General features: G+C 73.7%; 10 protein-coding genes. 5 read left to right on the top strand and 5 right to left on the bottom strand.

The annotated features are described in order from the left end of the window. Positions 1-61: 61 nt before the first annotated feature. Positions 62-739: a bifunctional DNA primase/polymerase gene (locus tag ACSNOD_RS20730; RefSeq protein WP_436768487.1), complete on the bottom strand. Its 678-nt coding sequence runs from the start codon at positions 737-739 to the stop codon at positions 62-64. Positions 740-1,041: 302 nt separating this feature from the next. Between ACSNOD_RS20730 and ACSNOD_RS20725 the strand changes: the two genes are divergently transcribed. Beyond that, positions 1,042-2,424 (top strand): transcriptional regulator, encoded by a 1,383-nt coding sequence (locus ACSNOD_RS20725; RefSeq protein WP_436768486.1) that lies wholly within the window; start codon positions 1,042-1,044, stop codon positions 2,422-2,424. Between the two features lie 89 nt (positions 2,425-2,513). On the opposite strand, the gene ACSNOD_RS20720 is transcribed toward ACSNOD_RS20725, so the two are convergent. Together ACSNOD_RS20720 and ACSNOD_RS20715 are read right to left on the bottom strand one after the other, a co-directional pair. Continuing rightward, positions 2,514-4,172, bottom strand: coding sequence for a hypothetical protein (locus ACSNOD_RS20720; protein ID WP_436768485.1), 1,659 nt, complete (start codon positions 4,170-4,172; stop codon positions 2,514-2,516). Between the two features lie 435 nt (positions 4,173-4,607). After that, positions 4,608-5,915 (bottom strand): ABC transporter substrate-binding protein, encoded by a 1,308-nt coding sequence (locus ACSNOD_RS20715; protein WP_436768484.1) that lies wholly within the window; start codon positions 5,913-5,915, stop codon positions 4,608-4,610. A gap of 204 nt (positions 5,916-6,119) precedes the next feature. Between ACSNOD_RS20715 and ACSNOD_RS20710 the strand changes: the two genes are divergently transcribed. Together ACSNOD_RS20710 and purU are read left to right on the top strand one after the other, a co-directional pair. Then, complete coding sequence (locus ACSNOD_RS20710; RefSeq protein ID WP_436768483.1) at positions 6,120-6,566, top strand: SCO4402 family protein; 447 nt, start codon at positions 6,120-6,122, stop codon at positions 6,564-6,566. A gap of 29 nt (positions 6,567-6,595) precedes the next feature. Beyond that, complete coding sequence (purU, locus tag ACSNOD_RS20705) at positions 6,596-7,477, top strand: formyltetrahydrofolate deformylase (RefSeq protein WP_436768482.1); 882 nt, start codon at positions 6,596-6,598, stop codon at positions 7,475-7,477. Between the two features lie 57 nt (positions 7,478-7,534). Here the strand turns inward: purU and ACSNOD_RS20700 are convergent, their stop codons facing one another. Further along, the gene (locus ACSNOD_RS20700; protein ID WP_436768488.1) at positions 7,535-8,965 is read right to left on the bottom strand and encodes a maleylpyruvate isomerase N-terminal domain-containing protein; all 1,431 of its coding nucleotides are present in this window, start codon (positions 8,963-8,965) and stop codon (positions 7,535-7,537) included. Between the two features lie 134 nt (positions 8,966-9,099). Then, positions 9,100-9,684: a sigma-70 family RNA polymerase sigma factor gene (locus ACSNOD_RS20695; RefSeq protein ID WP_436768481.1), complete on the bottom strand. Its 585-nt coding sequence runs from the start codon at positions 9,682-9,684 to the stop codon at positions 9,100-9,102. Positions 9,685-10,012: 328 nt separating this feature from the next. Between ACSNOD_RS20695 and ACSNOD_RS20690 the strand changes: the two genes are divergently transcribed. Both ACSNOD_RS20690 and ACSNOD_RS20685 read left to right on the top strand, forming a co-directional pair. Then, a complete protein-coding gene (locus ACSNOD_RS20690) occupies positions 10,013-10,408 on the top strand; it encodes an STAS domain-containing protein (protein ID WP_436768480.1) in 396 nt (131 codons plus the stop codon). Positions 10,409-11,430: 1,022 nt separating this feature from the next. Next, entirely contained in the window at positions 11,431-11,931 is a 501-nt protein-coding gene (locus ACSNOD_RS20685; RefSeq protein WP_436768479.1) for an ATP-binding protein, read from the top strand. The last annotated feature ends 326 nt before the right edge of the window (positions 11,932-12,257 follow it).

Below are 12,257 nucleotides of genomic sequence, written 5' to 3'. Positions count from 1 at the left end.
GCGTACGGGGGCGGGCGTCCACGCGGTCCGGCGATACGGGGCCGGGGACCCGTGGGGGGAATCAGCGGCAGCGGGCCGCCGCCGCCTCCCGCCCGCACGCGTACGCCAGCGGGCTGAGCAGCTCCTCCGCGTCCGGCAGCCAGCGGTTCACCGCCGTCGGCTGGCGCACCCACTGCACCGAGCCATAGGTGCCGTACCGGGTCGGCGGGGCCGCCACGTAGTCGCCCTCGCCCCGGGCGATCAGGTCCAGGGAGTTCGGCGGCCAGCCCAGCCGTCGTACCAGGTCCGGCACCTTGGCCGCCGCGCCCGGCAGCACGAAGAAGAGCATCCGCCGGTCGGGCGTGCAGGTGATCGGCCCGAGCGGGAGCTCCATCCGTTCCATCCGCGCGAGCGCCAGACAGCCGGCCGCCTCCGGCACCTCCAGCGCGTCGAACGTGCGCCCCGTCGGCAGCAGGATCGACGCCAGAGGGTGTTTCGACCATGCGCGCCGGGCCACGACCGCGCTGCCCGTCGCCTGGGTCGCCCAGTCCGGGCGGGCCGGATGCACACCGGGCGCCCGACAGGCGAGATCACCGCAGGAGCAGCGCTCGACGCCGTCCTCGATCTCCAGCCAGGTGCCGGGGAACACATCCCAATGCCGCTGCTCGGCATACCGCGCCGCGGCGTCCAGGAGCTGGTTGCCGCGCTGTTGGGGGATCTGGGGAGTTCCGGTCACTCCGATGGTCTCTTCCACGCCCATCACAACTCCCCTTGCAGACAAGGGTTACGGGGCGCAAGGCGGTCGGCCGGGGAGCATCGTTCCCGCACGTGGGGCGCATGGGTGCATGGGTGGGGGCGCGCATGTCTGATGTGCCGGGAAGAGCGGGTAGTCCGTACTGCGGCACTTGCGCACGAGTCTCCCGCCGAATCGTCCGAAGTCGTTGAACGGCAGAAATACCAGGAATTCACGGCATACGGGCGGGGCAGAGATCATCAGCGACTCTGTCCGTGTCCGGACCGGAAGTTCGGCCCGGGTACGGACGTGAATTAAGGGGGTAGCCCATGGCCGCGAGGCCGCTCGTCGCGCGTCAGCCCAATGAACGGCTACAGGCGCTCATCCAGGAGGCCGCCTGTTCCAACGCCGGACTGGCGCGCCGCGTCAACATGTGCGGCGCGGAGCACGGCCTGGACCTGCGCTACGACAAGACCTCCGTCGCCCGCTGGCTGCGGGGCCAGCAGCCGCGCGGGCGCGCCCCGGGGATCATCGCCGAGGCGCTCGGACGGAAGCTGGGACGCACGGTCACGATCGACGAGATCGGGATGGCGAACGGCAAGAACCTCGCCTCCGGCGTGGGGTTGCAGTTCTCGCCGACCGTCGTCGGCGCCATCGAGCAGGTGTGCGAGCTGTGGCGCAGTGACGTGGGGCGCCGCGACTTCCTGTCGGGCTCCACGGTCGCCGCGTCCGCCCTCGTCGAACCGAGCAGGGACTGGCTGATCACCGGCGCGGACACCCAGGTCGCCCGCTCCGCGGGGGCCAGGGTCGGCCGCTCCGACGTCGAGGCCGTACGGGCGATGACCCAGGCACTCGTCGAACTCGACCACCGCTTCGGCAGCGGGCACGTGCGGCCCGTCGTCGTGCACTACCTCAACAGCGTCGTGTCCGGGCTGCTCGGCGGCTCCTACCGGGAGACCGTCGGCCGGGAACTGTTCGCCGTCGTCGCACGGCTGACCGAACTCGCCGGCTACATGGCGGTGGACACCGGCCAGCCCGGCCTGGCCCAGCGGTACTACATCCAGGCGCTGCGGCTGGCCCAGGCGGCCGGCGACCGCGGCTACGGCGGCTATGTGCTGGCCGCCAGCATGAGCCACCTCGCCGCCTCCCTCGGCAACCCGCGGGAGATCGCACAGCTCGCGCGCGCCGCCCAGGAGGGCGCGCGGGGGCAGGTCACCCCGCGGGCCGAGGCGATGTTCTGCGCCGCAGAGGCGCGCGGCCACGCCCTGATGGGCGACGCCAGGGCCTTCCAAGTCGTGGCCGGCCGCGCGGTGGCGGCGATGGAGCGGGCGGCCGGCGCCGCCGGCGACGACCCGTCCTGGATCGCCCACTTCGACCACGCCTATCTCGCGGACGAACTGGCGCACTGCCACCGCGACCTGGGCCAGGCGGACGCGGCCCGGCGGCGGGCGGAGGAGGCGGTGGACGGGCACCCCGAGTCGCGGGTGCGGCGCCGGGCGATCGGCATGCTGCTGCTGGCCACGGCGCAGGTCCAGCAGCGTGAGATCGAGCAGGCGTGCCACACGGGCGGCAAGGCGGTCGAACTGCTGGGCACGCTGCGGTCCAACCGGGGCACGGAGTACCTGGAGGACTTCCAGCAGCGGCTCGACCCCTATCGGGACGAGCCGGCGGTGCGCGAGTTCGACGCGCTGCTGGACGTCCGGGCGGCGTAGGGCGCGACGCTCCCGGGGCCTGGGCCCGGCCCCGGGAGCGCGGGCCCGTGAGCCCGGTCGGAGCCGGCGGCGCCCGCCGGTGACCGGCGTCAGAGCTGGGAGGGGTCCCGCTGGGTGAGCGTGAACTGCGTGGCGATCACGTTCCACAGGCGGGACGCCTCCCGCTTCCACTTCGTGGCGTCCGCGCTCGACTTGTTCCCCGCCACGGCCTTCGGGGTCGACTTCGCCTTGCCCTTGTCGCACCCGTTCTTGCCCGCGACCTCGTCCGCCCAGGCCGCGTAGTGGTCGTCGGCCGCAGCGGACGCCTTCCAGGCGCCGTTGAGCGCGGTCGTCAGGGCCACGTGGTCCGGCAGCTTGTCGACCGACAGCTTGGACAGCCGCTCGACGAGATTGTTGCGCTGGGTCGCGGCGTCCCGCAGGTCCTTGGCCGCCTGGGTCAGGTTGGCGCACTTCTTGATGTCGTCCACGGCCTTGATCACCGATGCGCGGCTGCTGTTGCTGTCCTTGAGCAGCCCGTCGAGCGCCACGGCCTGGGTCTTCACCGGGTCGTCCGCCGGGGCGGGGGTGGTGGCGCCCGGCGCGGGGGCGGTGGCCTTTCCGGTCGGGGCGGTGCCGACGGTGTTCTGGCTGTTGGTGCTCTTCGCATCGTCGCCGCCGCTCATCGCCGCGCCGGCCGCGAGGCCCGCGAGGGCGCAGCCGGCGACGACGATGCCGACCAGGACGGCGGGCCGCAGCCCGCGCCGGCCCGTGTCGGTGCGCCGCTCGGCCCGGCCACCCGGGTGCCGGTCCGCCGGGGCGGCCGGGCCGCCGGATACGGGGTGGGTGGCCGGCGCGGTGTGCGGCGACGCGGTGTGCGGCGGGGCGGCGCGGCGGGCCCGCCGGGGCCGGTCCACCGGGTCGTCGACGACGGGTGGCAGGTACTGGGTGGCGCCCAGGGGCTGGTCCCCGGGCTGGTCCCCGGGCCGGGCCAGGGACTCGGGGGCGGGCTCGTCCCGGAACAGCCCCTCGAACTCGGCGGGCGGGCGGCGGCGCTTGCCGGTGCCGGGGGAGCCGGAACCGGAACCAGGGGAACCGGGGGAGCCGGGGGAGCCGGGGACTTCGCCCGCGGGGCCGGCGCCGGGTCCGGACGGGTGCGCGGTCGACGGGCCCTGAGCGGGCAGACCACGCGCGGGCGTTCCCGTACGCGGGGTCCCGTCGCCCGAAAGGGGCGCGCCGATCACCGCCGTGGCGTCGGCGTCGGGCACGGGGCCGCGCGGCGGGAGCGGCCGGGCCCCCGGGGTCACGGGGGCCTCGGGCGGCAGGGGCGCGCGGCCGACGGGCGGTATCAGCTGGGTGGCCTGGGCGTCGTCGCCGCCCGCGGCGCCCGGCGGCAGTGAGGTCTCATCGGCGTTGACCAGCGGCGGCAGGTACTGCGTTTCCTCGGCGCTGCCGTGGGCAGTGCCGTGGGCGTCGCCGTGCGTGGTGGTGTCGGGGCCGGCGTGGCGGCCGGACCGGCCGTCGGCCTGATCGCCACGGCCGTCCCGCGGCGGCGGGAAATGAGGCGGTACGGGGCCGGACTGCGGCGGCAGGTACTGCGTGCGCTCGGCATCGGCCTGCGGGGTCGGATACGGCGTGCTCTCGGCGGCCGCCTGCGGGGGCAGGTGCCGCGTCTGCTCCGCGTCGGTTTGCGGCGGCAGGTACTGCGTGCGCTCCGCGTCGGCCTGGTGGGCCATCCGGGGCGGCTGCTGCGGGGGAGGCGGAACGGGCATGCCGCCCGGCGGGTTCGCGGGCGGCGGCGGCCCCCACGCCCCGCCCCACGGCTGTCCGCCCGGTGGGGCCGGAGCCTGCGGAGGGAGGGCCGGCCCGCCCGGGGCGGGCGGAACCGCGCCCTCGCGCACGGGCGCACCCGGTGTGCCGGGCGGGGCCGGCGAGACCGGTGGCATCGGCGGCACCGGTGGTGCCGCCGGTGGCAGAGGCTCGTTTCCCTGTCCGCTGTGCGTCACCGGAACTCCTATACCTGCGCGTACCTACGGAAGCGTCGGGTCACGCTACCGGGTGACCGCGTGCCCCACCGGCCAACGCCCGCACGGGACAGGAAATGCCCGTACATACCGCGCAATCCGCTCGGTGGTGACGGAACGGCACCTCGGCCGCCCTCGCCCCTCACCGTTCACCCCTCACCGCTGAGCCCTCACCCCCACCCCTCACCGCTCCAGCGTCCGCGCAACGTCCACCGGTTCGCCGCCCGCCGACACCAGCCGCCCGTTCCGTACCACCTGATACGTCACCATCGCGTTGGTGACCCGCGGGAACTCCGGCACCGCCAGCATGTCCTCGTAACCCCAGCTCAGTTCGGGGGTGAGCCCGCCCGTGTCCACGCCCTTGCCCATGCCGCCGTCCAGTGCCCCGCGCACGCTCTTCGCCGTGACGGGCCCGTCGCCGAGGGAGAGGACGGCCGCGCGCAGCACCGTGTAGGCGATCCAGGTGGTCTGGACGCCGGGGTCGGAGGCGTCCACGCGGTTGTCGCTGAAGGCGTGCTCCCGTACGACCTTGCGCATCGGCTCCCAGCGTGCGTCGTCGGCGACCGGGTACCAGCCGGTGACCGAGGCCCCCTCCAGTGCGCCCTCCTTGCCCCCGGTGCGGTTGATCAGGGACTGCCGGACGCTGCCGAGCACCGAGGCGATCCGCACCGGGGAGTCGTCCGCGCGCAGCCGCCGGAACGAGTCGAAGAAGGCGTCGGTCCGCTCGCCGAGCGCCGCCGTGACACAGGGGCGGCCGCCGCCGTGCACGGCCCGCAGCGCCTGGTGCGCCTGCTCGGTGTACTGCGAGGCGTCCTCGGGGGCCCGCACGTCCGTGGCCGCCGGCCGGCCCGCCTGCCGCAGCCCCGCGTTGAGCAGGGCCGCCATCCGGTCGCCGGCGATCGTGTCGGGGCGCACCAGCGAGACCCGCTCGCAGTCGCCGGCGAGCTGCCGGCCGTTGCCCGCGAGGAGGGCGGCCTGGCCGCCGTTGACGGGGTACGAGAGCGGGCTGCCGAGCTCCTCGGTGGAGATGCCGTATCCGCCGATGTAGGGGATGCCGGCGACCTCCAGCGGCGGCATGAACGACCGGCCGTGCTGGCTGTACGAGCCGACGACGGCGATGGCGCCCTCGTCGATCGCCCGCCGGGCGCAGCGCCCCGCCTCCACCGTGTCGTTGCGCTCGTTGCAGGTGAGCACCCGCAGCCGGCGCCCCCGCAGGCCGCCGCTCGCGTCGACCCAGCGGGCGTACGCCTGGGCCATGGCCGGCATGCCCGGCATGTTGGTGGCCGCGGTGCCGTCCGGGGCCCAGGTCATGACCGTGATCGGCCCCGTGTCCCGGTCGGCGGACCCGCCGAGCGCCCCGGGCAGCGATCCGCAGCCGGCGAGCGCGAGGGCGCAGACCGCGGCGAGGACCGTACGGGCGGTGCGGGGTGGACGAGCCGGACGAGCCCGACGAGCCGGACGAGGGGCGAGGGAGCGTCGCCGTAAGGTCATGGAACCGGACGATTCCGCCTCAGGGGGAACGCCCGAGCGATGACCGAGGGCCCGTGGATGACGCCCGGGTGAACGGCCGGTCGGAAGGGGCGGGCGGGGCGCCGGGTCGGAGGGCCCTGTCCGACATCCGATCGAGGGAACGTACGATCGATTGCCGTGCACAGTTCGGAGAAGTCTTCCCGCAACGGCCGCCGCTCCAGGACCATGAGCGGTATGCCGCTCAACGACATGCCGTGGTGGCGCTGGCGCAGCAATGTGCGCTCCGCGCTGCACATGCTCTCCGACCCCGTCTTCCAGCAGGAGTGCTGGCTGGCCGGCCGCCCCGGGTACGGGGACGTGACCGACGCCGTCTACCGGCTGGTGGAGGACACCTGGCTGGACAACTGGTCCGCGGAGAAGTACGTCGGCACGATCTTCCGGGACTCGCAGGAGGCCGCCCTGGTGGACGTGGCCGTGCTGAGGGTGCTGCGCATCCTGCACCAGGTGGGGGCGGACGCCCCGGTCGCCGCGTACCTGGAGCACCACGGCTGGCCCGAGGCCGTACGGGCCGCCAGGGAGGCCCACGTCCGGCTGGCCGTCAACGACGGGGACGACCCGGACGCGCCCCCGCGCTCGCTGGATGTGCTGGCGATGCTCACCCGGGCGGTCTGACCCCGCCGGATGTGCGACGCTATAGCGTCATGAACGCCTCGCAGTCCAGCCCCGCCGCAGCCGCCGACCAGTACGTCCTCACCCTCTCCTGCCCGGACAAACAGGGCATTGTGCACGCCGTGTCGAGTTACCTCTTCATGACCGGCTGCAACATCGAGGACAGCCAGCAGTTCGGCGACCACGACACCGGGCTGTTCTTCATGCGGGTGCACTTCTCGGCCGAGGCGCCGGTCACCCTGGAGAAGCTGCGGGCCAGCTTCGCGGCGATCGGCGACTCCTTCCGGATGGACTGGCAGATCCATCTGGCCGCGGAGAAGATGCGGATCATCCTCATGGTCAGCAAGTTCGGGCACTGCCTGAACGACCTGCTCTTCCGCTCCCGGATCGGGGCCCTGCCGGTGGAGATCGCCGCGGTGGTCTCCAACCACACGGACTTCGCCGAGCTGGCGGCCTCCTACAACGTGCCGTTCCACCACATCCCGGTCACCCGGGACAACAAGCCGGAGGCCGAGGCGCGGCTGCTGGAGCTGGTGCGGGCCGAGAACGTGGAGCTCGTGGTGCTCGCCCGCTATATGCAGGTGCTCTCCGACGACCTCTGCAAGCAGCTCGCCGGGAAGATCATCAACATTCACCACTCCTTCCTGCCGAGCTTCAAGGGCGCCAAGCCGTACCACCAGGCGCACGCCCGCGGTGTGAAGCTGATCGGCGCCACCGCGCACTATGTGACCGCGGACCTCGACGAGGGCCCGATCATCGAGCAGGAAGTGGCCCGCGTCGGCCACGGCGTCACCCCGGAGCAGCTCGTGGCCCTCGGCCGCGACGTCGAGTGCCAGGCGCTCGCCCGCGCGGTGAAGTGGCACAGCGAGCACCGGGTGCTGCTGAACGGCACCCGTACGGTGATCTTCGCCTAGCGGTCCGGCGGAAGCCGCGCGCAGAAGGCGCGCGGCTTCCAGCGGAGAGGCGCGGCGTCAGAGCCGGGAGAGCGAGGCCGTCGCTCCCAGCACATCGCGAATCGCCTCGCGATCGCCCTCGTGACCGGCCGCCGCCTCGTCCGGCGGCACATGCCCCGCCGCCAGCTGGCAGAACTCCGCCGCGTCGAGCGCGATGTGCGCCACCACGTGGTCAGGTGAGCCCACCGCCGCCGGTGAGTCCAGGGCGATGTGCCAGTTCCCGCCGCCGCTGCCCTCGATCTCCAGATGGAGGGTGCGCCCCGGGGAGCCCGCGGCCACCAGCCGCCGGGGCGGCCCCGCGAGCCCGGCCCGCCGGCGCCTGGCCAGCGCCGTCGGCAGCAGCCGCACCGCCAGGTCGATCATCCGGTGCAGATGCGCCGAGGCCGGGGGCTCGTACGGATAGTCGACGGCCTCCGCGATGTCACCGGCGTGCATCCAGCACTCGAAGGCCCGGTCGAGGAACGAGTCGCGCAGCGGCAGCTCGGAGTCGCCGTAGGACACTCCCAGCTCCGCCACGCCCCGGCCGGCGAAGGACACCGTACGGATCAGGGTGTGGCCCTGGTCCCGCCAGGGCTCGCGGATCGCCCCGGCCGGCACCGCCGACTCCATCCGCCAGAACGCCTCCGTGCGCGCCGTCGGAGAGCTGGGCGCGCCCAGCGGCACCGCGTCGCCCAGCGGGTCCGCGAGGCCGAGCGCGCTGGCCACCAGGCCGTCGACCGACATCAGATGGCCGATCACCCCGGCGACCGTGACGTCCCTGGCCAGGCCGCGCTCGCCGTCGAACCACTTCAGCCGCACCGGGGCCCGCCACTCCGCCTCGCCCATGTCCCGCAGCAGGGCGTCGAGCCGGGCGGTCTCCGCGTCGTACGGGGCCGCCCACTCCGGCACCGGGATGCGCGCGGGACGGCGGCCGAGACAGCCCTCCAGCACCCGGGACCGCAGCAGCGGATCGAGGTCGAGGCTGTCGTCCTTCTGCAGCAGGCCGACCGCCTCGCGCAGCCGCACCGCCTCATCGGCGCAGGGCGCGCAGTCGGTGAGGTGCGTCTCGACGGCCGCGGTCTCCTCGCCGGAGCAGGCGGACAGCGCCCAGGCGCCGAGCAGCGACTTGAGCACCTTGTGGTCGTAGAGCGCCGGGCGCGCGGGGTGGCTCTCGGCGGCCGGGGAGGCGATCGCCTCGGCGCTGCCCGTGTTCCCGGGCAGGCCGACCAGCGGCGGCGCGTCGTCCGGCGCGGAGCGCGGAGGCGGTATGCGCGGCGGGCGCCCGGCGCTCCTGCCGGTCTCACCGTGATCGCGCCCCGGGCCGCTGCCGCCGCCCGTACCGCTGTCGCCCGCACTCCGGCCACTCGTACCGCTGTCGCCCGTACCGCGGCCATCCGTACTGCCGCCGTTGGGGCCGCCGCCGGCGCCGTGGCCCGAGCTGCCGCCGTCGCCGTTCCGGCCGCTCCTCATGGCGCGGCCGCCGTCCGGGCCGCGGCCCTCGGAGCCCTGACCGTCGCGGCCGGCCCCGCGCCAGGGCCGTCCGTCCCACAGGCCGTCCCAGCCGTGGTCGTCCGGCTCCGGACGGCTGGGCTCGATCGGTCCGCTCACAACGCCCTCCTGGGGCTGGGAGGCGAAGCGGCCCGGGCCGGCGCGTCCTGGTTGGCGGTCGACAGTAACTGCAGACCGAGCCGGAGCCGGCGCCTCGCCTCGTCCTCCGTCACGCCGAGGTCCGCGGCCGTCTGGCGATAGTCGCGGCGCTGGAAGTAGGCGAGCTCCAGGGCGTCGCGCAGCGGGGCCGGCATGGAGGTCCTGATGTAGTCCGCGCGGGCGGCGGCGGACGCCTCCCGCACCTTGCGCTCCACCTGGGCCGCCGTGCCGGCGTCGCCCTCCGCCACCATCGCCGTCTCCGCCTGGCGCAGGCGATGGACCGCCTGGCGGTGGGTGAGGCCCGCCACCCAGGACCGGAGCGAGCCCTGTTTGGGGTCGAAGGCGTCCGGGTTCTCCCAGACATAGCCGAAGACCTCGCGGGTCACGCGGTCGGCGGCGTCCTCGTCCCCGAGCACACGATGGGCGAGGCTGTGCACCAGTGATGCGAAGCGGTCGTACAGCTCACCGAGCGCGGCCGCCTCGCCCCGAGCCAGCCGCTGCTGCATCTTCCGGTCCCAGCGGGGTGGTGCGTCGTTCGCCATACGGCCCCCATCCCTGTGCCGCCCGTGCCGTTCCGTCGCTGCCCATGCGCTCTTCGTGTCCAGCGTCCCCTCGAATGTAGTCGGAGGGACCGACAACGCACTCCACTTTGCGGCAATGCGCACCCCTTGAGCGACCCCGGGTGCTATGAGGGGACGTCCCCGGGGCACCGAGCGGCCCCGGGCGGCCCCGGGTGCCGGCGCCGAACGCCCCGGCGGCGGCCGCGCCGGGGCGTCGAGCGACACTGGAGTGCCGCGGTGTTTCATGGACGACCCGGCGGGCAGCCGAGCGAGGAAGGACCGCTTCCGGACAGTGAAGGGCTTCGGGCACGTGACGTTGCGGGTGGCGAGGGGCGTACGGGGGCAGTGGGCCGTCATCCGGGTCAGCGGTGAGATGGACCTGGCCACCGCGCCGTCGCTGCGGCAGCAGGTGCACGAGGCCGTGGCCGAGGGCCGCCGCGACCTGGTGCTCGACCTCTCCGAGGTCTTCTTCTGCGACTCCAGCGGCGTCGGCGTGCTGATCGCGACCCGTAAGCTGCTGCGTTCCTGCCGCGGCCGGCTGCGGCTCATCCTGCCCGCGCACGGGGCGGAGGACGGCTCGCACGTCAACCGGGTGCTCTCGGCGCTCGGCGTACGGCGGCTCTTCGACGTCTACCCGGACGTGGCCACGGCGACCGCGCCGGAGCCGGCGGACGGCCGGCCCGACACGACCCCGCTGTCGGCCTGAGCGCCCGCCGCCGGCCTGAGCGCCCGTCGTCGGTCCGAGCGTCCGCCGCCGGCCCGAGTGGCGCCGCGCCGTTCGGTTGTGCCGCCCGCCCGGACGGCCTGTGGTTACGGTGAGTTGACAGGCGGACGCTGCCGTACCGATACGCCATCACGCTGAGCATTCATTCCTTCGGGGAACCTCCCGCGGCCGCCAACGGTCCGCGACCGGGCGCACGACGGGGCGCACGGCCGGGTGAGATGGTCGAAATATCCCCCCAATAGCCGTGCAAATACGCCCTATTCGCCGAGGGATCAATGGGCTCTCAGCCGGTCAATGACCTGTGTGCACAGATTTCGGGCAGTACGGGCGCCGCGCGCGGTGCGGTATACGGCGGCGGCGCCGGGGCGGGCGTTCGATGGGCGCGGGGCGTGACGCCCGCTCGGGGGCGCCGCCGACGGGGCCCGACCGCCCTCGTACCGGCGCGCGATGTACGGCCTCGCCACCCGCCGACGGGGACCTCCGGCGCCTCGATCGGCCACCGGGCGCGAGGTGCTCCGCGGCGCCGTGCGGACCCCCGTACGACGGCACGACCGGCAGTTCTACTGATCGCCCATGATGTCGCTCCGTAAACGGGCATCCCCGAAATGTGCCTTTCGTCGGACCCATTTGGTAACGGAGCGTCGATATCGGGTTGTGTCCTAGCCGTGACTCGTCACAGGGTGGAGTCGGCCGTGCCCTCGGGTACTCTCCGTGGGGTGCGAGTGGTTCTGAGGCGCAACGATCCCCGTGTCGCCGGTGTGGCGACGCGAGGGCGGCGCCGGTGCGCCGCTCGTACCGGTCGGGGGCGCATGGGGCCCCGCTGTTCGACTCCCCGCGGCGCGCGTCGCACAGTATGCAGTACGCATACTCCTTTGCGCCGGAATATGCCTGAAGCGCTTGTTGGGGTGACTGTACGTCAACCATGCTGTGCTCCATCGAGGTCACGCTCTGTGGCCAAGTGGAGACGCGAGGCGATGTGTCCGCCGGTTCGGATGGTGTGAGCGGTGCAGGTGCTTCAGGTGCAGTTGGAGGTACGGCCGGACCCGGCAGAGGTCGGGCGAGCGCGGAAATGGGCCCGTTCGCGGCTCGCGGGGACGGGAATACGAGCGGACGAGCCGCTGGCTGAAACGCTCATTCTTCTCATTTCGGAACTCGTCACCAACGCCGTTGTGCACACCGGCTGTCCGGCCGTTCTGCGAATGCTCTTCTGCGACGCCGGCCCGGACATGGTGCGGGTCGAGGTGGCCGACAGCAGCGCCTGTCCGCCGCGTCCCCGGCACGCGGACGGCGACGACACCAACGGCCGCGGCCTGGAGCTCGTGGACGGGCTCGCCGACCGCTGGGGCTGGCAGCCCGAGGGCAAGGGCAAGCGCATCTGGTGCGAGGTGGACCGCGCACGGTCCCTCAAGGTCGGCGCGGGGGCGATCGGCGCGTTGGGCGCGATGGGCGCCGCGAGCGCCATGGGAGCGTATGAAGCGCCGTGCGCCGTCACAAATAGGGCATAACGAGCAAAGCTCAGACCAGGTGTTGACGTGGTGTGGTTGCTTGATCACCCTTGACTCCAGCGATTCGTCGCGAGGGGACGTCGAGGCCCCCTGACGCTGGTGGTTCCTCGGCGAGTGCGGGTCGCGGTCCGGCGTCGGCTCCTTTTCTGTTCGCCGGAGCCGGGTGGCGGTCGCCGTGCCGTGCTCGGGGTGTGCGAGGGCGCGCCGCCACCCGGACGCCTCCCGCTGTGGGTTTACGCGATGGGGCTCGCGTCCCCTTTTCCGCGCACCTGGGGTGCGCTTCCCTTTTTTCCGCGCCTTCGGCGCCGGGTCTTTCTCCCACCCAG

Source organism: Streptomyces sp. URMC 123, from assembly GCF_051386515.1.
Classification (GTDB): Bacteria; Actinomycetota; Actinomycetes; order Streptomycetales; family Streptomycetaceae; genus Streptomyces.
This window is presented reverse-complemented; position numbering and strand designations above follow the sequence as displayed.

Excerpts from the sequence above, each read along its gene's own strand:
- ACSNOD_RS20695 (WP_436768481.1), bottom strand. The coding sequence starts at position 9,684 with ATGGCGAACGACGCACCACCCCGCTGGGACCGGAAGATGCAGCAGCGG.
- ACSNOD_RS20710 (WP_436768483.1), top strand. The coding sequence starts at position 6,120 with ATGAGCGGTATGCCGCTCAACGACATGCCGTGGTGGCGCTGGCGCAGC.
- ACSNOD_RS20725 (WP_436768486.1), top strand. The coding sequence starts at position 1,042 with ATGGCCGCGAGGCCGCTCGTCGCGCGTCAGCCCAATGAACGGCTACAG.
- ACSNOD_RS20720 (WP_436768485.1), bottom strand. The coding sequence starts at position 4,172 with ATGCCCGTTCCGCCTCCCCCGCAGCAGCCGCCCCGGATGGCCCACCAG.
- purU (WP_436768482.1), top strand. The coding sequence starts at position 6,596 with ATGAACGCCTCGCAGTCCAGCCCCGCCGCAGCCGCCGACCAGTACGTC.
- ACSNOD_RS20730 (WP_436768487.1), bottom strand. The coding sequence starts at position 739 with ATGGGCGTGGAAGAGACCATCGGAGTGACCGGAACTCCCCAGATCCCC.
- ACSNOD_RS20715 (WP_436768484.1), bottom strand. The coding sequence starts at position 5,915 with ATGACCTTACGGCGACGCTCCCTCGCCCCTCGTCCGGCTCGTCGGGCT.
- ACSNOD_RS20700 (WP_436768488.1), bottom strand. The coding sequence starts at position 8,965 with ATGAGGAGCGGCCGGAACGGCGACGGCGGCAGCTCGGGCCACGGCGCC.